The 23,726-nt window shown below is 36.2% G+C and carries 22 protein-coding genes; 9 read left to right on the forward strand and 13 right to left on the reverse strand.

All coding sequences use genetic code 11. The features are described 5' to 3' along the window. Window positions 1–139: 139 nt before the first annotated feature. From GGD38_RS30975 to GGD38_RS31005, 7 genes are all read right to left on the reverse strand, one after another. Window positions 140–409 (reverse strand): hypothetical protein, encoded by a 270-nt coding sequence (locus GGD38_RS30975; protein WP_375303369.1) that lies wholly within the window; start codon window positions 407–409, stop codon window positions 140–142. A gap of 600 nt (window positions 410–1,009) precedes the next feature. Then, window positions 1,010–1,276 (reverse strand): hypothetical protein, encoded by a 267-nt coding sequence (locus GGD38_RS30980; RefSeq protein WP_375303368.1) that lies wholly within the window; start codon window positions 1,274–1,276, stop codon window positions 1,010–1,012. Between the two features lie 180 nt (window positions 1,277–1,456). Continuing rightward, window positions 1,457–1,732 (reverse strand): hypothetical protein, encoded by a 276-nt coding sequence (locus GGD38_RS30985; protein WP_375303367.1) that lies wholly within the window; start codon window positions 1,730–1,732, stop codon window positions 1,457–1,459. Between the two features lie 943 nt (window positions 1,733–2,675). Continuing rightward, window positions 2,676–3,167: a TlpA family protein disulfide reductase gene (locus GGD38_RS30990; protein WP_375303366.1), complete on the reverse strand. Its 492-nt coding sequence runs from the start codon at window positions 3,165–3,167 to the stop codon at window positions 2,676–2,678. Between the two features lie 71 nt (window positions 3,168–3,238). After that, a complete protein-coding gene (locus GGD38_RS30995) occupies window positions 3,239–6,430 on the reverse strand; it encodes an NAD(P)-binding protein (protein WP_375303365.1) in 3,192 nt (1,063 codons plus the stop codon). A gap of 136 nt (window positions 6,431–6,566) precedes the next feature. After that, window positions 6,567–7,715: an acyltransferase family protein gene (locus GGD38_RS31000; RefSeq protein WP_375303364.1), complete on the reverse strand. Its 1,149-nt coding sequence runs from the start codon at window positions 7,713–7,715 to the stop codon at window positions 6,567–6,569. A 70-nt stretch (window positions 7,716–7,785) separates the two neighbouring features. Continuing rightward, entirely contained in the window at window positions 7,786–8,274 is a 489-nt protein-coding gene (locus GGD38_RS31005; RefSeq protein ID WP_375303363.1) for a MauE/DoxX family redox-associated membrane protein, read from the reverse strand. Between the two features lie 1,022 nt (window positions 8,275–9,296). On the opposite strand from GGD38_RS31005, the gene GGD38_RS31010 reads away from it, so the two are divergent. Both GGD38_RS31010 and GGD38_RS31015 read left to right on the forward strand, forming a co-directional pair. After that, window positions 9,297–12,230 carry an amidohydrolase family protein gene (locus GGD38_RS31010; RefSeq protein WP_375303362.1) on the forward strand — a complete coding sequence of 978 codons (2,934 nt, stop codon included), beginning with the start codon at window positions 9,297–9,299 and terminating at the stop codon, window positions 12,228–12,230. Window positions 12,231–12,526: 296 nt separating this feature from the next. After that, window positions 12,527–12,883 (forward strand): hypothetical protein, encoded by a 357-nt coding sequence (locus GGD38_RS31015; RefSeq protein ID WP_375303361.1) that lies wholly within the window; start codon window positions 12,527–12,529, stop codon window positions 12,881–12,883. Window positions 12,884–13,022: 139 nt separating this feature from the next. Here GGD38_RS31015 and GGD38_RS31020 read toward each other — a convergent pair whose 3' ends face one another. The 3 genes from GGD38_RS31020 to GGD38_RS31030 form a co-directional block, all read right to left on the reverse strand. Then, entirely contained in the window at window positions 13,023–13,286 is a 264-nt protein-coding gene (locus GGD38_RS31020; RefSeq protein ID WP_375303360.1) for a hypothetical protein, read from the reverse strand. A 187-nt stretch (window positions 13,287–13,473) separates the two neighbouring features. Further along, window positions 13,474–13,842 carry a hypothetical protein gene (locus tag GGD38_RS31025; RefSeq protein ID WP_375303359.1) on the reverse strand — a complete coding sequence of 123 codons (369 nt, stop codon included), beginning with the start codon at window positions 13,840–13,842 and terminating at the stop codon, window positions 13,474–13,476. A 695-nt stretch (window positions 13,843–14,537) separates the two neighbouring features. Further along, window positions 14,538–14,894: a helix-turn-helix domain-containing protein gene (locus tag GGD38_RS31030; protein ID WP_375303358.1), complete on the reverse strand. Its 357-nt coding sequence runs from the start codon at window positions 14,892–14,894 to the stop codon at window positions 14,538–14,540. A 542-nt stretch (window positions 14,895–15,436) separates the two neighbouring features. Here GGD38_RS31030 and GGD38_RS31035 point away from each other — a divergent pair. The 6 genes from GGD38_RS31035 to rseP all read left to right on the forward strand — a co-directional run bounded on the left by GGD38_RS31035 (window position 15,437) and on the right by rseP (window position 19,920). After that, window positions 15,437–16,129: a hypothetical protein gene (locus GGD38_RS31035; protein ID WP_375303357.1), complete on the forward strand. Its 693-nt coding sequence runs from the start codon at window positions 15,437–15,439 to the stop codon at window positions 16,127–16,129. Between the two features lie 82 nt (window positions 16,130–16,211). After that, complete coding sequence (locus GGD38_RS31040) at window positions 16,212–16,634, forward strand: hypothetical protein (RefSeq protein WP_375303356.1); 423 nt, start codon at window positions 16,212–16,214, stop codon at window positions 16,632–16,634. A 73-nt stretch (window positions 16,635–16,707) separates the two neighbouring features. Then, the gene (locus GGD38_RS31045) at window positions 16,708–17,007 is read left to right on the forward strand and encodes a hypothetical protein (RefSeq protein WP_375303355.1); all 300 of its coding nucleotides are present in this window, start codon (window positions 16,708–16,710) and stop codon (window positions 17,005–17,007) included. 16 nt (window positions 17,008–17,023) lie between these two features. Next, window positions 17,024–18,259, forward strand: a complete 1,236-nt coding sequence (locus GGD38_RS31050) for a M48 family metallopeptidase (protein WP_375303354.1) — start codon at window positions 17,024–17,026, stop codon at window positions 18,257–18,259. 17 nt (window positions 18,260–18,276) lie between these two features. Further along, window positions 18,277–18,477 (forward strand): hypothetical protein, encoded by a 201-nt coding sequence (locus tag GGD38_RS31055; protein ID WP_375303353.1) that lies wholly within the window; start codon window positions 18,277–18,279, stop codon window positions 18,475–18,477. An 81-nt stretch (window positions 18,478–18,558) separates the two neighbouring features. Then, on the forward strand, window positions 18,559–19,920 hold the full coding sequence (rseP, locus tag GGD38_RS31060; RefSeq protein ID WP_375303352.1) for an RIP metalloprotease RseP: 1,362 nt from the start codon (window positions 18,559–18,561) through the stop codon (window positions 19,918–19,920). A 66-nt stretch (window positions 19,921–19,986) separates the two neighbouring features. Here rseP and GGD38_RS31065 read toward each other — a convergent pair whose 3' ends face one another. The 3 genes from GGD38_RS31065 to GGD38_RS31075 all read right to left on the reverse strand — a co-directional run bounded on the left by GGD38_RS31065 (window position 19,987) and on the right by GGD38_RS31075 (window position 22,856). Then, window positions 19,987–20,487 carry a hypothetical protein gene (locus GGD38_RS31065; RefSeq protein ID WP_375303351.1) on the reverse strand — a complete coding sequence of 167 codons (501 nt, stop codon included), beginning with the start codon at window positions 20,485–20,487 and terminating at the stop codon, window positions 19,987–19,989. A gap of 1,139 nt (window positions 20,488–21,626) precedes the next feature. After that, window positions 21,627–21,986, reverse strand: a complete 360-nt coding sequence (locus GGD38_RS31070) for a hypothetical protein (RefSeq protein ID WP_375303350.1) — start codon at window positions 21,984–21,986, stop codon at window positions 21,627–21,629. Between the two features lie 9 nt (window positions 21,987–21,995). Next, window positions 21,996–22,856 (reverse strand): hypothetical protein, encoded by an 861-nt coding sequence (locus GGD38_RS31075; protein WP_375303349.1) that lies wholly within the window; start codon window positions 22,854–22,856, stop codon window positions 21,996–21,998. 142 nt (window positions 22,857–22,998) lie between these two features. On the opposite strand from GGD38_RS31075, the gene GGD38_RS31080 reads away from it, so the two are divergent. Continuing rightward, window positions 22,999–23,580 (forward strand): Crp/Fnr family transcriptional regulator, encoded by a 582-nt coding sequence (locus tag GGD38_RS31080; protein WP_375303348.1) that lies wholly within the window; start codon window positions 22,999–23,001, stop codon window positions 23,578–23,580. Window positions 23,581–23,726: the final 146 nt, after the last annotated feature.

Raw genomic sequence — 23,726 nt, forward strand, 5'->3', positions numbered from 1 at the left:
TAGTTTAAAAAAATACTACTGCGACATTGCGCTTAATTAATTTTTAAAAAAATGTCCCGTCGCTAAAAAGGTCAATTGAATGCTGCTGGGCCCAGCAACATTCAATTGACCTTTTATTTGTTTAACTACAGTAGTTAGCTTATGGCACGTCAACTACTGTTTCAAATATAAATTTGCAATCAGTTGCTGGAACTGCTGTTGGACAATTTAAAATTGGCCTAGTAGTAGCAAATTGGAATTTTGTCCCAGGGACAGTCGTTTCAATTGTTGCTACCTTAGGACATGTAAATGCTGTAGTTGTGTTCGTTGTATAGAGACAATATACTGGAGATTTGGCTTTAAATGCCAAAGCGCCGCCAACAACTGCCAACACAACCAGAGATGTCAAAATTACTTTTGCTCTTTTCATAATAATGGTTGCTTTTTTTGTTAAAAGCTAAACTTTATTATTTGATTAAAATATACCTACTCTTTTGTATGGTTTTCGGCTACCCCATTTTCAAACAAAATATAGTTCAGGTGGATCCTTGCCTTCCCTTTTACTTTGCTTGCTTCATATTCATTGCAACGAATATCTAATAAATAGAATTAAACAACTAAGGTTCATCAGTAACTATATTGAATGTAAATGTGCAATGTGATGTTGGAACTGCTGTTGGACAATTCAAAACTGTTCTGGTAGTTGCCCATTTAATATTCGAACCTAGTTCAGTAGTTTCAATAGTAAGATATCTAGGACACGTCGTAGTCCCGATTACAGTGTTCTTGGTATATAGACAATATATTGGCGCTTTGGTTTTGAATGCTAATGCGCCGCCAACAATCGAAAATACAATAAGAAATATTAAAATTATTTTTGCCTTTTTCATTATAATTATTTTTAAAAAAGAGATATTTATTTGTACACCAATACAATACCACATTATACCCAAAAAATATCTGTTCCTTCCACTTTGCGTTCATAATAATGTAAATGAACCTCTAACAATTAGAATTATGTTACTAATGTTTATTCATCAACAATTGTATTAAATGTAAATGTGCAATGTGATTTTGGAACAGCTGTTGGACAATTTAAAATCTGCCTAGTAGTGGCCCATTGAATTTGTGTGCCAGGTAATGTATTTTCAATTGTCGCTACTCTTGGACAAGTTACTGCTCCAACTGGATTAGTTAAATAAAGACAATATGCTGGCAGTTTAGATTTAAATGCCAACGCACCGCCAACAACAGCTAGCAGAATAAGGGATGTCAAAATTACTTTTGCTCTTTTCATAGTATTGTTGTCTTTTATCAAAAGACTAAGTTTTAATATTTGAGTAAATACGCCTACTCTTTTTTAATGGTTTTCGGCCACCCCATTACCTTTCAAAGCAATTAGTTTGAGTGTATCCGCATCCTTTCCTTTGTTTGCCGGATTTACATTCTTTGCAGTAAAAATCTAGACAGAAATATTCTACTCAGATTGATCTATAAGTACATTAAACGTATAAGTACAGTCTGATGTTGGAACCGCTGTTGGACATGCCAAAACCGGCCTTGTAGTAGCCCAGGATGTTGCGGCACCAGGTAGCGTTGTTTCAATGATTGCTACTCTAGGGCAAGTAATTGCCCCAACTGGGTTGTTCAATTTAAAAAGACAATACACTGGTAGTTTAGCTTTAAATGCTAATCCTCCACCAACCACTGCCAATACTAGAAGAGTCGTCAAAATTACTTTTGCTTTTTTCATAAAAATGGTTGCTTTTTTAATTTAAAAAGCTAAATCTGATTATTAAATAATATGCCTACTCATTTATTATGGTTTTCGGCAACTCCATTTCGTAACATAACGTCAGTTCGGGCAGATACTATCCCACCTGTCTATTATGCAGGAATTATAAACTTTGCAATGAATATTCAATAGAATAAACGTTTACTACTACTGTTCATAAATGATTATGTCGTAAGTAAATGTGCAAATTCATGTTGGACTCGATGTTGGACAATTTAAAATCGGTTTGGCAGTTTATCCATTCTTTGATGTGCCAGATTTCGTATTTTCAATAGTAAGGTTTAGGACAAGTCGTGGTCACTATATTATAATTGCTTTTGCTTTTCATAGCATTGTTACCTTTTTATAATAAGCCCAAATCTTACTATATGAGAAAATGCGCATACTCTTCTAAATTGTTTTCGACTACCTCATCTAATTTCAATACATAGGTTTACAGCGGTTCCTTTCTCCTTTCTTCCTCTTCGAAAGTTTTTTCATTTCAATAAAGAAATAAATAACAACACTATATTTACTATTCATCTACAATTGAGTTAAATGTATATACACAAAATGATGGTTGGAAAAGCTGATGGACAATTCAAAATAGGTATAGTGAAAGCCGATTTAAAATTTGAGCCAGCCAAAGTACTTTCGATGGTTCCTGCTCTAACACAAGTACCATTGACGGTATTCAGGTATAGAGACATTATACAGGCAGTTTGGTTTTAAATGCCAGTACACCTCCGACAAGTGATAATGTAATAAGGGATGCTATAACTACTTTTGCTTTTTTCATAGTATTTATTTTTCTATATAAACGTTGATGTTATTATTTGACTAAATATTCCAAATCGTTTAATATGAATTTAATGGTACATACCATATCAATCAGCAATCGATAACCTATTTCTGTAAAGCGTTATTTTTCTGCTACTTCTTTTATTTGTCTGCTGTAGATTTTGCCGACAAAGGCGCCACGCATTTTTTTATCCTTTCCATATATAACGGTGTATGGCACTCCAGGTACTGCGAAATATTCATCAAAGGAGTTCTTATAATCTAGACCAATTACGATATTAGGATATTTATTTAGCTGATAATGAGTATAAAATTGTTTCATTTGATTAAATGGAGATATCGTAAGAATATAAAACTGAATATTTTTTAAGTTGTCTATATCTTCAATTATTTCCTGCATTTGTGCATGAGAATAGGGGCAACTAGGTCCGAAAAAAAATAAAACTATTGGTTTACCCTCTACAGTATTACCGGTATTAACATGAGTAACGCTATCAACCGAAAGGAAATCGTATGATGGTAAGGCTTTTCCTTCTAAACCGGTTTTTTCTGGATTTCGACTATAACAACCCGCAATTAAAATTATTAATGCTACGGCGATAAGAGATTTCATATAAAATAAATTTAATTATACTATTGAGTTTTTTAATCTGTTCTTTATTTTTGCCATGGTTAGCACTGCTGTTATGATGAAATATTTAACTGTTTTGTGATATTTTCCATTGATGATGCCTTTGTTTCTCGTTGCATTGCCATTGTGGCTATATATTCAATATATAAACAAGCGAAGGTTATTGAAGTAATTATCGGAAAGAGCTGAAAACGCAAAGCAATTGGTGAGGCAAAAACACTAAAGCAAAAGTTTATCGACCATAAGGCCATTATTAACCATAAACCCTTTCGATATATTATTTCCTTGTACCCATTCAGTAAAAGAAATCCGATTATTCCAAACAGAAACACAACATTCAGAGAACCTGCGAGAATAGGAAGAAAGCCAAGGACCTCTACTTTAAACGTTCCGGTGCGGTTACTGATCTTTAGGCTTTTGTAGCCAAACCATGCTTTCGCTATCTGGTTCACACTATCTTTTCCGGTACTGTATTGTTCAAGAAACTCGACTGGAGGCGCATAGTATTTAACTGTGTTGGGCCATATATAATACCTAATAAAAGTTAGGGGATATTGCTTTATTAAAAACCAACCATAGTCGGCGTATAACGGCCCCAATGATGCCCATTGTTTCAGTTCAGTTGATGTACTGTCATTTTTAAACCTATTGGATTTGTATTTTTGAAGGGGCATATACCAGGTCCACATATATGCTGTACCGGCTTGGATCTGTTCCTCGGGGTATTTTCTTGGATTTCTGGTTGAATCAAAATATGTAGTTATCATTTTATCGATTACTTGGAATCTTGCAGGTACAGGTTTTCGATCTGCGCTGTCTACATACCGATAGGCATACATCGCATTATTAGCCATTTGCCATCCACTAAAAGGTGTAAACTGTCTAATTCCGGTAAGTCTTTTATATTTATTGCCTGAATGGATTATGAATAGCCCAATTAAAAAGATTCCTAAAGATGTACCAAATAGCTTAAGCAAAAGCTTTTGTTGCGATAACATAAATGCTAACGCAGTTACCAAAGGATAAAACAAGGCATTATAACGTACTGTAAAAGCCAAGTACATCACAACACCCTGAAAAATCACAATTTTTAATGTTGATCGATGGACTATCCATAATAATAGTGTGAACCATATCATACTTAGAGTTAAGAATAGTGTATCGCTGGAGACATAATTTGCGAGATACAAGAATACAGGGTTCAGTAGAAAAAAAACAAGTAAAATTATTTGTACAGATTTGCCGGGACGATAAAAATAGAAAATGGTGAATAGAAAAAATAGTATCGAAGTATGTAATGAAATATACTGGAAACCTACCAAAGCTGTATCTGATTTCGTAAACACACTGAAGAGTCGCAAAAACATGGAATAGCCGATTGGATATGTATTGATTGATAGATTATGATATGCTGTCTCTAAATACACATAAGAGTCGCCATTGATGAAACTGGCAAATGGATACAGATATTTAAATATGGCGAATTGAATTAATATAGCTGCTGCACTAATTAATAAGTAAATTCTGTTACGCTTATTGTGAAATATATAGTCCTTAAATGTCTCAGGCCCATTCAATATAGCTGGCTTAGGTGATATAGAATGCTCATCAGCTTCATTTATTTTATCCAATTGTCTTTCTTTTGTTTGTGATTCAGGTTGACCAGTTGAACCAGTCTTCGTTTCATGATACTCCTGTTCTGTATTTATTGACCAAATATTCTCTTTGCTCGTAACACCTTCACAAATGTTGTCAACCGCCACCATTGCTGTTAACATACTATGGTCGCTATTGTTATACTTATGCATTCCATTTCTACCCACAAGGAACAAATTTTCAAATTGATCCACATAATTGCGGATAGTATCAAATTGATTATAAGTGCCAAAATACGCGGGATATGTTTTTTCCATGCGCTGTACAGTGCTATCTAAAACATCTTCTACTTTTGCCAATCCCATTTTTGTCAATTCGATAATTGCAATGCGCTCTATTTCTTCATTGGTCAAACTCCAGAATTCATCCCCCTCGTTACAAAAGTATTCCATACCCAACCAAACTGTATTTTGGTCTTTAACCATGTAGGGGCTCCAGTTATTAAAGATTTGTAACCTTCCAACTTTTACATCTCTTTCCTGAATATAGATCCATGTGTCGGGTAGGGTCTTTTGATTATCTATTGGCGTTAATTTTTTCAACAATATACCTATGGTAATAAAATCACGATATTGTAAACCTGCCGCTATTTCTTTTACATCTGCAGGTACTTGGCCATTCATGCCCGCTATTAATTCCTGTACAGGCATTGTGCTAAAAAAGTAGTCTCCTTTGTATTCGGTCTGTTCGCCAGTTTCTTTATTTTCGGTGATAACGCCTGTCACTTCTTTATTAGTGGCGAGGATTTCTTTAACACTTTCGTGCATGATGATCGTTCCACCCATTTCTTGTACCTGTCGCGCTACTTCTTCCCACAACTGACCTGGGCCCAATGCCGGATATAAAAATTGTTCTATCAAACTCGTTTCCGTATCTTTCTGTGATATATCACTGCTCTTCTTTTTCTTCATAATAGTCTGTGTCGCATGTTGTATCGCCTTACTTATAGATACACCTTTTATCCGTTGAGCACCCCATTCTGCTGAGATCTCATTACAGGGTACTCCCCATACTTTCTCTGTATAGTCTTTAAAGAACAGTAAGTATAATTTAACACCAAATCGATTGATTAAAAAGTCCTCCAGGCTCTTTTCGGGTTTGCGTGGAAATAGTTGTGCTTTAATATAAGAAGTAAGTATGCCAAGCGTTCTTAGTGCTCCGAGTTTTCTTAGGGTGTCTATTGATAGCTGAATTGGGTAGGTGAAGAACTTACGTAAGAAATATATACGTGATAAACGTTTACGTATAAGCATCATCCTTCTCTCATCTTCCGGATTTACCTTTGAATGTGTTTCTTCCTGTTTTATGGTACGTTGATTGCGTTGATAGGTTATTGTAGTGTAGGTATCACCAGTTGGTTGGGTAGGCATGATATTACACCACCAGTTCATTACCCGGTCGCTCTTGGAAAAAAAGCGATGCCCGCCAATATCCATTCGGTTTCCTTTATAATTGATGGTTTTTGAAATGCCGCCTATGTCGCCTGACTTTTCTAAAACAATGGGTATTATATCAGTTCTTTGTAACAACTCGAATGCAGCTGTTAGTCCCGCTGGGCCTGCACCTATTATAATTGCTTTCTTTTTCATAATAGTCAATTGTGAATTATAAATTGGTCAATAGTGAATCCCCGAACTACGTTCTTAGTGAAATGTGCGTTATAGCTAAGTCGCTAAATGAAAAACCTCGAGCATAATTTTTGATTTAAGATTACTTTTCTTATTATTATGGAATAGGTGCAGGTGCTGCAGAAGCCATAGGCTCTCGTGCCGATTTTCGTTTCTGCTTTGCAATTCTATGAGTTGCTTTAATTAATGGCTGTTCAACCCATTTATAAAATCTTATCGATATAGTGGTAGCAATTGCTACTTGTACAATGATTGCCAGATCGGCCGGCATAAAAAAGCCTGCATATTTATACAGTATCCTGAATAATTCAAATACTGTTAGATGTATCAGGTAAATTGAGTAAGAGGCGTCACCACAAAGAAGGAGCCATTTGTTATTCCAGATCTTTCCAAAAAGATTGTTTTTTTCCATGAATATGCAGCCAAATGCAATGCATGCACTTGGCAACCCAAATAACAAAACACGTTTCATGCTTAACGTCCCGCTTAATACTCCTCCTAACTCAGAAACCAATCCAAATCCAAAAATGATGAGTAATATATAGCTCGCTAGTCCAATCGTTAAGAACGTGAGCGCGAGCGTGTTAGAAACTTTCGTGCCATTTAAATAAAGCTTGCAAATACAAACTCCTATTAAAAACTCTAACATAATAGAGTTGGTAATAAATAAATATCTGAAATCTGACCCTTGTAAAGAATATCCTAGCGCGACTAATGCCATAATTATGACAACAAATAGGAGAGCTTTATTTTTAGCCTTTGTCACAATAGCCAGGAAGAAAAGAATATAGAAAAACCATTCAAATGCCAGACTCCATCCAATTATCAAAAATGGAGAGTATGATAGTGGTAAGCCACTAAGCGGCAGAATGAAAACCGTATCAATTAATGAACTAATTAAATTTTGTAGCGAAATATTCGCCGCCTCGCCTTGCAATAATATCGGTATAACAATTACACCTAAGTAAATAAAACTGGCAATATAGTACACAGGATTAATTCGTCTAAACCGTTTTGCCAAAAAGTAAACACCGTCTTCTTTCCCTTTGTAATTATTAGCAACAAGTGTTATGATAAATCCAGATATTATAAAAAAAAGGTCTACACCTATTGCCCCAAAGTTTTGAAGATGATAGAAATTTTGCTGCTTGGAAACACCAAATTCCATTTGTACATCAATCGAGTGGACATAAACTACCAGGAGGGCTGCAACTGCGCGCAGGCATTGAATAGAATTGAGTTTCATTTTACGTTGAGTTAGTTGTTGCCTAATTTTAGTCTGATGGGATAGTGTGTTGAATGCTGTTAGAATGAATTTAATCGGTTTGGTAGACGACAATATTTTTTCTGTAAAGTATAATTCCGATTATGATTAATATAATGTACGAGATGTTAAATATTAAATGATCTTTCCAAGAAAGTAATTCAATTATACCTCCGCAACTACACGGCAGGTTTGTTTCGAAAATCATTAGGACGGCAACGTAGAGTGTAAATATTATCATCAAGAAAAGAGAAGCATATAGTCCTTTTAATCTATATCGAGGTGTTATCAGCAACAGTGAAATAATAAATTCTAAAAGTGGTAATCCCCATGCAATTAAAGGAGCGATTGGCTCTAAGATTGGGGATTCACCAATCTGCTTTCTAAAAATCGAAATATCTATTAATTTACTTAATCCGGTATATAGAAAGAGTATAACAACAAGTATAGAAATTATTTCAGTTATATTGGATTTTGATAGTATACTTTGCTTAAAGCCTTGCCCCATTCTTTTGTCTCTTTGAACAAATGATTTTTCCATCTTTAATAGTTGATAATGGTTAATGGTTGTTTAAGTCGCACCCGGAGGCGAAAGCTGGTGAAAAATGGTAGCGTCCATTTCTCCATTAAGTCGGAAACAGTTAATAAAAATTTCACTGACCCTCATTTAGTCAACAAACTGTCTCACCGGCTTTCAGCCAGGGTGTTATATTATGGCTTATCATGATTTTGGTTTGTACCTGCCGTCTTGGCCCCGGCTTAAAAGCCAGCGCGTACCGGCGGAAACCTTATCCGTTAAAGGATAGAAATTTGTAGCTACCTTTCGGTAGGGAGTTATAGTAATTTGTGTGCTTAGCTTCTTAGTAATTAAAATTCATTGCCAGAAAGTGATTATATCATAAGAATAGGGCCTTAACCAGTTTTTGCAATCTTCCGGAGGCAATCATCCGGAGCATCATTCATTCTGTATGCAAGTTACATAGCCTTATTGTCTATTTTTGTAAGATTGTTGTCGAAAAATGTTGAATTGTTGTAGAAATATGTGATATTCATGACCGTTATAATGAATATGTCGACTGCCATTTTGAAGGCGTCATTTTAACTCTTTCTTGTTAGCGGGGTGATTTTATCAGCTTTATGTGACCAGGTTACCAGTTTTCCCATAATCAGGAATTATATAGACAAACAGTCAGGATAGACCAGAAATTGCTACGTCAATTTTAAGAGAATGTTGCATTTATTGGGATGTGCTGTTCCTAAAAAAAGTTTCTTTTTTTTTAGGAGTAATTAGAGATTCGGTTTTAAAAAGTTGTTTTACGTTATGAGAACTTGGTCAAATTGGCCTTTATCAAAAATTATCGGAAAAGGAATGGTTAGACCCTATGCTTACTTCTATAATAAAAGAAGGTTTATATTATGAGATTTCTCAGAAGTCCTCAAGCAAAATTGAATAGATAATATGATCTCATCATAAAAATTCCTTAGTTGGATAATTGTAGTGTTGTGTTATGGTGTTGTATATTAGTAGACCGTGGGCATATTTAAAATGAAAAACTGATTATAATGCTTTATCGAATTTATGGGCCGATGGGGGTTTGTTTTTGCCTCCTAAATTGTCTTTTTGCGTTTGCTCAAACAATTAAAAATGGTGCAGATGTTGAGCTTTATAACGATAAGAAGGCTTTAAGTATCAATTCTTTTACTAAAGATTATTCTCAATTGCCGATCAAACCAGAACGTACTATTAAATTTACTACTAACGAAGGCTCGTACATGAATATTGACGTATCACCCAATGGTAAGCAGTTGTTGTTCGATCTGGTAGGTGATATTCATCTGGTATCGTCTAAGGGGGGGAAGACACGTCAATTAACTCATGGGTTAGGAGTAAAATCAAAACCTGTCTGGTCGCATGATGGTAAGGCTTTCTACTATATAAGCGATGACAATGGAGAGTTACGCATGTACAAACAATCAATCAGTGGAGAGATAATTACGATGTTGTCGTCTTCAGATATTTCAATTAAGGAAAGAACTGATCTCAGGTCTCCTAATGGGCGCTACTTTGCCTATGTAAGAGATACCAATAATACAAAAGTCCTGATTTTATATGATTCTGTAAAAGATTGTAAGAAGATCCTGATTAGCTCACTATTATCAAAACCTTATTCCTATACGAAGTATACAATTTTATCTCAGTTTGCCTTTTCTCCTGATTCAAAAAGTATTTATATCGGATATGGTGGAAAAATTCATCAAGTATTCATACAGGATGGAAAAAACCATATTATTCCATTTTCTGCAAATGTTAAATCGGATTTAGGAGCATTTGTATATAATAAGTTTCGCATTTCTTATGACAGTTTTGAATTGAAATATATGCGTTCAATAAATCGCCGCGCCGATGGTAAACAATTGGTTTTCTCAGGACTAGGAAAAGTTTTTGTCATGGATTTGCTAAAGGGTACCCCTAAACTTATTGCTCAGCAGGACGCAATGCAATTTCAACCAATATATTCTTTTGATGGCCAGTGGATTGCGTATGTCACTTGGAACGACAAATATGGCGGCCAGCTTTGGAAGGTCAATAGCGCTGGTGGTCCACCTGAACAGTTGACAAAAATTCCCGGTCATTATCAACGACCGGCCTGGTCACCAGATGGCAAGTGGATAGCGATTTTAAGGGGTAAACCTACATTAAATGACCGCGATGAACCCGGAACTGGAACTCTTGAACTGATACCGACAAGCGATGGTGAGCCAATAGTGATAGAGGATTCAGTTCCTTTATGGAACTGTATTTCTTTTTCGAGTGACAGTAAGAAAGTGATTTTCCAACCTAAGTTTAGAACTAAGGATGATCATAAAAACTGTGATATGTTAGTTGCAAAAAGTATCGATGGTTCATTATTAGAGGTGATTGCTGAAGGTCTCGAAGACCGTTATATTCAACAGCGGACATTGTCTTCAGATGGAAAATATCTCGTATATTCTGCAAGGGAAGACATATATTTACTTCCAATTGAAGCTGGTAAGGTATTGCAATTATCCACTAATAATCCTCAAGCAATAAAGATTGGCCCAGGAGTGGATCCAGTTTGGGAATCAAATGGTCGAAAACTTTGCTGGACCTACAGTAATCATTTTTATAGTATAGACTGCGAGCAAATAAAAAAGGATGAAAAAAGTATTAAAGCGACTGAAGATATAAAACTTTCCTTTGAGGTTCCTTCCAACTATGGTAAAGGTGTTGTTGCGATTAAGGGTGCAAGAATAATTACTCTGAAAGGTAAAGAAGTAATTGAAGATGGAACCATTTTAGTTAAAAATGGAAGAATTATAAATATAGGTAAAGTTGACGAGGTATTTATACCTGAAGGAATCACAATTCTTGACGCGAAAGGAAAAACAATTATGCCTGGAATTATCGATCTCCACTTGCATATGCGGTTATCTCCTGATATTTTTCCCCAACAATCGTGGATGTTTTTGGCTAATCTCGCTTATGGTGTAACTACCGCCCGGGATCCTTCACTTAATTTTGATTCGTTTGGCTATACTGAATTATTACATTCTGGAAAAATGCTTGGTCCAAGATTATATTCTGTAGGAAGGGCAGCTAGGATTGGCGACGGACTAATTAAGTTGGATAATTTGGAAGATGCACGGGCCTTTGCTAAAAAGCGTTCAGCCTTAGGTGGTACTGTTGTAAAACAATACATGCTTCATGATCGCCGACAAAAGCAATTGCTTTTGATCGCCTGTAGGGAAGCCGGTTTGAATATGACCAATGAAGGCCCATTAGATCCTTTGGATCAAATAGCTATGATAAAGGATGGAAGTACTGGCATTGAACACAATCCAGTATGGGGTGAAGTTTATAATGATGTGCTTCAATTGATTGCCCATTCTGGAGTTTTTTTCACGCCTACAATTCAAGTAACCTTAGGTCCCGAAGAACCAGCTAAAGAATATTTTAAGTATAAATTCTGGAGAGTGCCAGATGATAAAATGAAACAGTTTATAAAGAGCGACTCTGACCGTTTGTTTTGGTCAGGCAGTGGTGCTGAGTCTTTAGAGAATATTCAAAATACTGTTGCAAAGGATACGATCGGTATGACTTTCCTTGCACCCGCACGCATTAACGCGCGCATGACAAAAATTGGCGTAAAAGTAGGATTAGGAAGTCATGGAAATGATCAGGGTATTGGTGCGCACAATGAGTTATGGGCACTTCAAATGGGGGGGCTTACAAATCTTGAGGCATTAAGAGCTGCAACACTAACAGGTGCCGAAGCCTTAGGCATACAAGAAGATGTCGGATCATTAGAGGTGAGTAAAATTGCTGATCTAATTATACTCAATAAAAACCCATTAGATGACATTCATAATAGCCGAGAAATACAGTATATAATGAAAGACGGTATATTGTATGATGGTAACACCTTAAATGAAGTTTGGCCAAAAAAAAATAAGTTCTTAGGTTTTGGGAGATGAAACACTGAACTTATAAAAATAGCATCATGAGTACCTAAGTAATCAACTCTAAGGTCCGCTAATTTTGTTCACCCCCCCCTGTTTTAAGTAACAATTTAATGCAGGTATTTAATTATTCCGTGAGGCTGCCTCAACTGCTAATTACTATTTGTTAGTGTCATGCTGGTAAGTTGACCCACCTCAGGTAATAGCTGTTAAGTGCTAAAAAGTGATTTTTGCTTTCTCAAACAGATTAGAATGCATGTCCCAAAAACCTTTAGCGATGGAGCAGTTAAAACAAATTCTTCAACTCAGAGATGTTGGTGTTAAAATCCGGGGAGATTGTTCGGCGCACAGGCATCAGCCGCAATACGGTACGTAAATATCTTCAATCGATTGAAAATAATAATATACCATCTGAACTGCAACTTACCCATAAAGTATATTGCAGTGATGTATATGAACACGATCTGCAGCGATATACTCAGTTACAATTATATTTTAATCAAAGCGCTTCGGAGTTGTCGAAGACGGGTGTTATTGACCAGGCAAGCGGCGAACAATTACCTGCCAAGTATTTATTGCCCTACTTCCTTAAAGTGGATTATTTTTTTGTAAGGCGGTTCACTCACTGCAAACGACATAGATTATTGATAGTATTAACAGCATGCTGATTTATTTTACAGGCGCTCCTGCAAAGCGAAAATTTAAAGTCGGGCAATTCTCTTGGACGGTTAATTCACCCTGGTATTAAAAGGCGAACTGCAAGCTACTTAACTCAGTACTTGCAGTTCTGAAATGAGCCAATGATTATTACTCAGTTACTGTTTCAAATATAAATTTGCAATCAGTTGCTGGAACTGCTGTTGGACAGTTTAAAATTGGCCTAGTAGTAGCAAATTGGAATTTTGTCCCAGGGATAGTAGTTTCAATTGTTGCTACTTTAGGGCATGTAAATGCTGTAGTTGTGTTCGTTGTATAGAGACAATATACTGGAGATTTGGCTTTAAATGCCAAAGCGCCGCCAACAACTGCTAACACAACCAGAGATGTCAAAATTACTTTTGCTCTTTTCATAGTAATAGTTGCTTTTTTTGTTAAAAGCTAAACTTAATTATTTGATTAAAATTTACCTACTCTTTTGTATGGTTTTCGGTTACCCCATTTTCTAACAAAATATTAGTTCAGGTGGACCCTTGCCTTCCCTTTTATTTTGCTTAATTCATATCATTGCAACGAATATCTAATAAATAGAATTAAACAACTAAGGTTCATCAGTAACTATATTGAATGTGAATGTGCAATGTGATGTTGGAACTGCTGTTGGACAATTCAAAACTGTTCTGGTAGTTGCCCATTTAATATTCGAACCTGGTTCAGTAGTTTCAATATTTCGTATTTTAGGACAAGTTATTGCTCCGGCTGGGACGTTTGTTGTATAGAGACAATATACAGGAGATTTGGCTTTAAAAGCCAATGCGCCACCGACTACTGCTAGCACAACCAGAGAAGTCAAAATTACTCTAGCTCTTTTCATAATAATGGTTGCTTTTTTAAAAAAAAGCAAAAAATTTATTTGATTAAACTTGCCTACTCGTTTATAATGGTTTTCGGCTACCCCATTTCCTAACATAATGCCAGTTCGGGTACATACTTCCTATCTATCTATCTATCTATCTATCCATTATGTTGGAATTATAAACATTGCAATGAATATTCAGTGAAATAAACATTTACTACTACTGTTCATCAATGATTATGTCGTAAGTAAATGTGCAAATTGATGCTGGAACCGCTGTTGGACAATTTAAAATCTGCCTAGTAGTGGTCCATTGATTTGTGTGCCAGGTAGTTTATTTTCAATTGTCGCTACCCGCGGAGAAGTTACTGCTCCAACTGGATTTGTTAAATAAAGACAATATACTGGCAGTTTAGATTTAAATGCCAACGCACCCCCAACAGCTAACACAATAAGAGATATCTTATGACTTATTAAGATTTTGGTTTGTACCTGCCGTCTTGGCCCCGGCTTGAAAGCTAGCGCGTACCGGCGGAAACCTTATCCGTTAAAGGATAGAAATTTGTAGCTACCCTTCGGTAGGGAGTTATAGTAATTTATGTGCTTAGCTTATTAGTAATTAAAATTCATTGCCAGAAAGAGATTATATCGAAAGAATAGGCCTTAACCAGTTTTTGCAATCTTCCGGAGGCAATCGTCCGGAGCATCATTCATTCAGTATGCAAGTTACATAGCCTCATTGTCTATTTTTGTAAGATTGTTATAGGAAATTGTAGAATTGTTGTAGAAAAATGCAACATTCCTACACGTTAGATGGCATATGATAATTGCCATTGGGTAGGCGTCATCTTAAACTCTTTCTTAAAGGCAGCCGCGAACGAACTCTGCGAGGTATAGAAACATTTTGCTGCTACTTCTTTTTTTGACATTCCTTCTTCAAGAAACCTTTTTGAAGCTTCCAATCGCGTTTTAACCTGATACTCTTTGATACCTGCTCCGTATACTTCTTTAAAAGCCTTTTCAACTGTGGCTCTGTGGGGAATCGTAATGCATCCCCGTAATTCAGCAGCTGTTTTATACTGAAAGGGATTTTGATCGATAAGATCTTTGATCTTTTTAATGGCATTGACAATGTAATTAGAATAAGGTCTTTCTTTCTGGAACATAGTGGTCAATTTAAACGTACAAAATGAGTTTGATAATTGATACGGAATAAATGATTGTTTGCAGATGTATCAGATTCTTTATCGATGGATTCAATTGCCATCCTTGAAAGTACGGGCTGGCTGGGGTTTTATCAACGTACAAGTAAGAACTCAAATTTATTGGCAAGGATCATTAATGATAAATTTATTTTTCAATTTTATATACACTGATGAAATTCAGCAAAAAGGCGGTTAAATATTTTTGCCAAAAAGTTGAAAATGACACCTTTATTGAAAAACGAAATTTATTTTCAATGTCGGTCGCCTCGATTAATTCAAAAATAAAGATTAAAAAAGGTGCAACCTTTTGGAGGAAATGTAATTGTATTTAAAGTGAATACGAGAATATTTCTCCAGCATTTTTGCTGTAATGATTTACTGTAGTCGTTTATTATAAAAAAAAGTTGAGTTCAAATAGTATGTTCTACTCTTTTTACAGTTATATATAATAGATAATATAGTTGTTGATGACTGGAACTTAAAAAGTAATCAGAAAAAACTGCATGATCAGTCATGCAATGGCAACAAATTTCCCATGCACAAGCAGAATGAAAGTTTATGGCTTTCTAAGGACAGCCCTTATCCTAATTCTGCGTATAATTTGGTCAAGAAATATATACTATATGGGTTCGAAAATCGGACAAAAGCTTAAACAATTTCGAATTCGTACAGGAATCAAAATGCCTCAAATAGCCGGAGCAACCGGGATAAAAAAGGAAAAGTTGTACAAGTGGGAAAAAGGGACCCACCCTACAGACTTTGATGCGGTAGCTACGCTCGAAGAGTATATGCTAACAGAGGAGACCAGGTTGAATTTGGAAAATAACAATGGCAGTATGAAGGGGTTACCGCTTGTGCCTTCGGTTTCGGCAGAAAACACGACCCTTAAAGAAATTTTCGGATCGCCCTTGCATGATGTGGTAACCATAACAGAAGATGCTATGGTACCTGATTATAAACCCGGTTGGAAATTATGCATACGAAAAGTAGTACATAAACACCTGCTGATCTGGGGTAGAGCCTATTATTTTAAGATGCCGAATAGTAGCAGAGGGGTAATCAGAAGGGTACTGGAGGGTGAAAAGCCAGGACAAATTAAGTTGTTATCGAAAAACGAACCGGACTACCCACCAATTATTTCGACTATAAGTGAAATGGATATTTATGAAATTACAGGAGTGTTAATTGCTTTGTGAAGGATAAGCTTACAGGAACTGCTATATAAAAACCAAGGAAAGGTGCCTTCGTTACTAACGCCCTATTCTTCAAAAATGATTTATGCCCGTTCATATCGGAAAGGAAATTCAGAAAGAGGTAGAAAGGCAGAAACTAACCTATAAAGAGTTTGGTGCACTAATTTTCAGGAATGAAAAGACAATACCTGATATATACGATCGTGCATCTATGGCGATAGATCTGCTGGTAATAATTTCAATTGCCTTAAAAAAAGACTTTTTATCCTATTATTACGACGAACCTCCCATGAAATATTTCAGGGATGATGTAGTATCTAAGTTGAAAAGCGAAATTCAAACTCTAACTGACAAACAGAGACGCTTAGAAGAGGAATATGAGCAATTTAAGATCGTAACAGAGGCAAACATGAATACGCTGGCGATGGCCAAGGATTTAATAGGCGAATTGAAAAGTAAAATTGAGGCGATGCATAATACTACAGCTCCTGGTTCAACCAATGGATGATGATAAAGTGAAGGCCCGTTTTTAATCCAAACAATGAAATTTTGTGTAATGGTAACTTCTAAAAACAATCTTCATGAAGACAGAAAATAACCCAATTCAATGCGATGAACACTATCAAACTATACGTTTATCTGAAAAAGAGATGCAAGATCCTATTCAAGTCGTGAATGATTTTTTCAACAATTACGACTTGGTTCAATGTAGAAAATTTGTTTGGGAGTGGTTTAAAGCGGTGCTGAGCAGCCCGGAATTCGCAGACCAGGAAGGACATATACGCAATGGTCATGCTTATTTTTATGAGCAGGTGGAAGCGCTTGTTGAGGCCACTTATCTGTTAAAAGTAAATTTTCAATACACAAAGAACCAGGCATAGCTACTTACAGCACGGTATGAATTATTTATATTTTGTTATCGCTATTATCACGCTTGACTTTTTAGTACACCAAATGCTGGGCTTGTTAAATCTTCGTAATCTTCGATTCAGTTTTCCGAAAGAAGTCGAACGATTATATAATAAAGAACAGTATCGGATGGCTACTAAGTATCAAATAGAATGGACGAAATTTTTGCTGCTGCGCTCTGCCGTTCGATTTTTGTTTGTTTGGATCATCTTATTAACTAAGGGCTTGATAGTTCTTAACGATTATTTTATTCAGTACACTCAAGAACCTATCGTGCTGTCCCTTCTACTCTTTTGGTTATTGCTACTCTGTAACGAACTAACGATGGTTCCCTTTAGGTGGTACAAAAATTTCGTTTTAGATAAGAAATACGGGGTGGCCACCAGAAGTAAGAAATTCTTTATCATCGGGCATGTAAATCGATGGCTGCTAATATCCATTATTGGTGGGGCAGTTATAGCCGCGTCCGTTTATGCTATCCCAATCGTTGGCCCAGCGGTTTGGCTATTGTTTGCGGTTATATTTTCCGCTTATGAATTTATTACCAACTATCTGTACCCGATTTGGATACTTCCCCGGATAAATCATCTTACACCACTGGCGGAGGGAGCATTAAAATCGCTGATCATAGATTATTCCTACAAAGTCAGCTTCTCGATAGATAACGTATTTATCTTGGACAGTTCCAAAAGCTCGGATCGAGGAGCTGCATTTCTATGTGGCATGGGCAAAAATAAGCGGATAGTTTTAAGCGATACCTTAGTCAACGATCATAGCCACCAAGAACTAGTAGCCATATTCGCCCACGAAGTGGGTCATTATAAAATGAATCATGTAAGGCGGCTGTATGGAATAATGGTAATGAATACTACGTTACTTTGCTATATACTTTCCCTGTTTGTATTTAATGAGCAATTATCCATCTCCCTAGGTTGCTCCGGATTAGCGTTGGAAGTAAACCTGATGGTTTTTCTAATAACCCTTTCGCCCTTATCAAATTTTCTGAAGGTTTTTGTTTACATGACCAAACGAAAATATGAATTGGAAGCCGATCAATTTTCTAAACAAACCTTTTGTGGTGTCGCCCTGGCTAGTGCACTGGAAAAATTATATTCCACCAATCTCCTGAACCTATATCCTCATCCACTATATGTATGGTTTAATCACTCACACCCACCTTTGTTGAAAAGGCTTGCATTACTAGAACAGGTAGAAAACAAATAAATTAATCAACGATTTTTATGAAACTTACGCAAAAAGCATTGAAAGCAATAAACAATCCACCTATCCGTCGCCGATTAATGGACGTGCTGGGTTGTACAGAATTTACTATTGCGCGGTATATTCAAAAGAACAGCGATAATCTCACCAAAGCTGCCTCATTACAAGTAATAAGAGAACATACCGGGCTACCGGACAACGAGATACTCGAAGGAAAATAGCCTATATGTTCGTTCAACGGCCATCTGGATAATTGAACAGCTATAAGGCCAATCTGTTTAAACAAGTAATATATAGTTTATATGATCGCACTAGTTGCCATACAATGGTCACTTGTAGGAGTAAAAGCAGGGCAATTGCTGTTGTGCTTGACAATCCTTGTTCTACTTCATGAGCTTGGCCACTTTTTGCCGGCCAAATGGTTTAAATGCAGAGTAGAAAAATTTTATCTTTTCTTTGACGCCGGATTTTCTTTACTTAAGAGAAAAGTTGGCGAAACTGTATTTGGGATTGGCTGGTTACCTCTTGGTGGATATGTTAAAATTGCAGGTATGCTAGATGAAAGTCTGGATAAAGAACAAATGCAAAAGCCGCCTCAGCCTTGGGAGTTCCGCAGCAAGACACCCTGGCAACGCCTAATTATTATGATTGGCGGTGTTACAGTCAACCTGGTTGTAGGTTTTCTTTTATTTGGAATGACGGCATGGGTATGGGGCAAAGAATACCTGCCAGCCAAGAATCTCATATATGGCGTATATGTCGATAGCCTCGGTAAGTCAATTGGATTGAAGGAGGGAGACAAGATAATGGCAGCAGATGGTACGCAGATTAATGACTTTGCTGGACTCACTCAACTAATCCTGGAAAAAAAATGTAGGGTTTTGGCTATTATCCGGGAAGGTGAGCAAATGGATGTTCCAATTTCGGATCGAACAATCAGCCAACTGGTCAATCTGCAAGGGCACCTATTGGCTTATCCCAAGTTTCCGGCTGTCGTAAAAGGTTTACAGCCAGGTGCTCAATTTATATCAGGAAAACTACAGGTTGAAGATCAGATTATCGGGTTGGACGATCAACCTGTAAGCTCATTTTTTCAGCTACGAGACTTAAAAAAAGATTTGAGCAACAAAGAGGTTGCTTTAACAGTATTGCGTAATAAATATGATACTGTAAAAGTGCGTGTAAAGCTGGGTAATCGTTCTTACATCGGGTTCTATTGCTATTCGCCTGACAAGTTCCTAAAATATGAAGTAAAGAAGTATTCATTCTTGGAATCATTGCCTGCTGGCATAACCGAAGGTTGGGGTATCCTTGTAGAAAATGCCCAAGGGTTCAAGCTTTTGTTGACAAATAAAGATATAAAAGTGAATGAATCGTTAGGCGGCATAATTACTATCGGTAGCATGTTTAGCTCTGAGTGGGATTGGCGACATTTCTGGCATATCACCGCAATGATAAGTATTTTATTAGCTTTTACAAATATGCTACCTATCCCTGCCTTGGATGGAGGACACATCCTATTCTGTCTTTACGAAATCATCACTGGCCGTGCAGTGCAGTATAAGGTCATGGAATACGCGCAATTAGTCGGTATGGTTGTAATACTGTCTGTAATGATTTATGCCTTAGGCTTAGACATCTGGCGCTATATATTGAAAAATTAAAAGTCAAATAGTACCTTTCATTTATCAACTCATGTATTCTGAATAAACGCAATCCGTCTTTTCAGGTTATCGCGAATCGCCAGAATACGTATATACAGTAGCCTCCTGAAACATTTCTTCGGTAGAAAGTGCATCTGTTAACATAATTACTTGTTTATTAACTTGCTCAGAGGTTTTATAGTTTTCCACTTGACACTTTAAAACGTCTTTCAAGTGTTGTGTAAACAAGCTATTGAATTGAAATACTCGTTCGGTGATTAATTGACGCGTTCGAGTGGTAACGATTTTAAAACAAATATCTCCATTGTATGAGTGTAGGAGCTGATACATAGCGCTAGGAAGCAATTCAAAAGCGTTGAGATCAAAATCAAATTTCCAATCATCTATGGCAATGAGGAGAAAGGCTACATGATCATATTGGTACAGGCCGTATTCTACATTTCCCGATTGCAGCTTTGCAATTTCGTAGTCATAAAAAGCAGCATCCTCTGCAGTTACTGTTAATTTATTATTGAGAAATCGTACATCATACCCTGCAAAACATTTGTACAGTGGAAGATCTGTCATACTATTATGATTTTAAGTATTTGTGGGATTAAATTCAGCCGTGAAGTAAAATAAAATATATGAAAAAATGTATATAAAGGACAAATCATCCCAACAAAGTACAGAATGTATTTTCTCATTTTACATAGGCAATGAGTTATATTGCTTTGAAACTTCTCTCCCATTCACATTCTAATTTCCAGGAGGCGCGGTTGGGTGCCACCATTTTGCTGAGCGGATATTAATTTAATATTTCAACAACCAATAACCCTATGGAAAAATTACCTAAAATGCTGTGTTTTTTCTCATGGGGAATTTAATTATATGAACTAGTTTGTAGTTCCTAATCCTATAAGAAATGACTTTACTGCAAATAGAAATAGGGATTATCCGAGACGCATTAAGGCAATCATTTTATCCTGTATTGATAATGATTTTGCTAAATCTAGTTTTTTTGATTCTTGCAGTACGGTTCAAGCGTAGGTGCCGACTTTTTCAGGTGCTGATTGTATATGCTGTCATTACTTTACTTAATGATTTCCATGGCCTTCTTCAACCCATTCTCAACCCACCCAAACATAAAGGCATCAATGTCACGGTTGGGCCTTATCTTTTAGCTGAGTTCGTGCTTTTTTATGTTCTTTTTTATCTCCACTTCAAACAAAAAAGAATACAGCACATAATAATGTATACCACTTTTACATTTGGGGCCTTTTTCGTTGCCGCGACTGCTTATTATTTTTTTTATGGTGCTACAAGAGTTCAGGTTCGGCTATTTGAAGGCTATTGGTCCGCGAGTTCATCCTTGCTACAAATTGTAGCTACTATTTATTACTATTATACAATTTTAACTGAGCCACCCCTTGAAAACCTTACCAGGGAAAGCCACTTTTGGATATTTACAGGAATTTTTTGTGTACAATCCATCAATATTCCCCTTTTTTTAATTGAAACTTACTTACATAATACCTTCCCTTCGATATTCTATTATTTATATAGTATCAATTATATCGCTTATTCATTTTTATTCCTGCTTTTAATTCTATCAGTGGTTTGTAATATCCGTTTTTCCAAAAGCAGCGCTTCAACTCGTATTGTAGCAAACCAGCAGAAGTAATCCATAGCTTACCCCGCTGTTACCTGTATCTGGTTAGTAAATTTTAAAAAGCTTGCCAATTCGTCTTATTTACTAATGGCCCCCGCTTTGTCTCAATTTCCTTCCAGGATTTATAATGTAGTTTATACTTGTCATTGGTTAGATATTCATTCCAACGCCAAAATTTAAAAATATTAATCGGAGTAATTCTAAATAGCAATGTGTCTTCCTTGTGTACTGATTTAAACGCTTCAAAATTAACTATACATAATTGATAATTTCTTCCCGCATAGTTTAGTTCATTAAATGTAAATGAGCCTGACGCATTACTATATAAGATGTCATCAGGTCCAACAATCCATTTTAGTGGTGGCAAATTTGATAAAACCACGACAATAATGATTAAAATAATTACCTTCTTCATATAAGCTTCTTAGTTGCATTCACCATGAGATAAAGGAGCTTTTGTTTTCCCCGTGGTGTCAATTATAATGTTAGGCGATTCCGCGTCTTTTCCGTCTTTCATCGATTTCAATTTTTTAAACAGCATTTGAGGGGTTTTGGTTAGCTCTAGCAAGTTAGGACCTATGTGATTGACAGGTAAAAAAACGGTAAATTTTTCAACGACTATTGGTTTTATTCTCACAGAATTAAATAGATCCATTCCGAAATTGGTACAATTGTAACTATCCGCGGCGTATTTATTTTTAGCAAGGTCGAAAGCCTTTTGTCTCAATTTATCAAATTGATCCTGAGTTAAACTCATTTCGAGACTTGCGTTAATTTCTCTAAGTTGATTGTTTAGAATAATGGAAGGCATGGCCCGCCATGGAAAGAGATAGCCAGGGTGCTGTTTTGCATAAAACCCAAACACCTGCGTAATTGTTTTTCCTGCATTTGATTTTGTAATCACAATAAACGTATGGCCTGTTTGACTTCCTGTTTCCGGCGGAAGGGCCAGCGGATTTTTATTGTTTGGAACATCCAGGCATAGCTTTATGCTATACTTTGCCCCTGCTGACTGCACCTGGTTAAAACAGTTAAAAGCTTTTTTAAGGTCTAAGGGGGGCGGGGTAATCGTTAATTCCTCTTCAATAATCAAATGTCGTTCTCTATTAAACTGACTGTAGTCATTGAACTTATTTTCATACTGGTAATAAGGAAGTGGTCGATATTGGTTTTGGTGGGCAAATGGATGGTTTGGATCAAATAAGGAGAACGGTACTCCATTTGCACCTCCTGCTATGGTAATTTCAGCGTCAATGGCAATAAAATTTTTGGGAAGAATGGCCATAGGTAAAGGTTTGCGTGTAAAAAAATATTGAACAGGCTTAACCGTTAGTAGGGGTATATGCAATGTAATAAAAATTATTAAAAATTCATCTTTTTGCCGTTAGTATATTAAATTAGATAATCGTATAAACACCTTATCATTTATGGAGGCTCTTTTTAAACTACTTAATGACATTTATCCGATGAGTTCCGGATTGCAAGACTATATTTTTACTCACCTCAAAAGACGAGAATTAAAAAGAAAGGAATTACTGGTGAAAAAGAACGAAATTAACACAATAGGATCTTTTTTAAACGCGGGTCTACTTCACTGTTATTACCTGGGTGATGATGACAAAAAAGTCACCTCTTGGTTCTTACAAAAAGGACAAATGGCTATCAGCGTGGAAAGTTTTTTTTCACAAACTCCAAGTGTTGAGTGTATTGAAGCGATGGAACCTTGCGAAATCTTTTATTTAACTTATCAAGAGATGCAGACAGCCTATAAAACATATCTGGAATTTAATTATATTATCAGAGAGCTGATACAAAAGTATTATGTTATAAAGGCACAGCATACATATCAATTACAAAAGGGAACAACTACAAAGGAACGCTTTGAATGGTTTATGAATAGTTTTCCGGAAATTATCACTCGCGTTCCGCGGCGGCATATAGCCTCATTTCTTGGAGTATCTGAAGTAACTCTTAGCCGTATGGGTAGCCAAAATCTTAACAAACGTTAAACTGACAGTACCTGTTGTAAAGGTATCTTTACATAAAACAATACCAGAAAAAAGACATAAATGTATGTTCTATTTCTCATCGCAATTTACCTTGGATGAATTAGATTGTAATTCCTAAATCCCATCAAAATTATCTGACTGAATGT

The organism is Niastella sp. OAS944 (assembly GCA_024809215.1).
GTDB lineage: Bacteria > Bacteroidota > Bacteroidia > Chitinophagales > Chitinophagaceae > Niastella.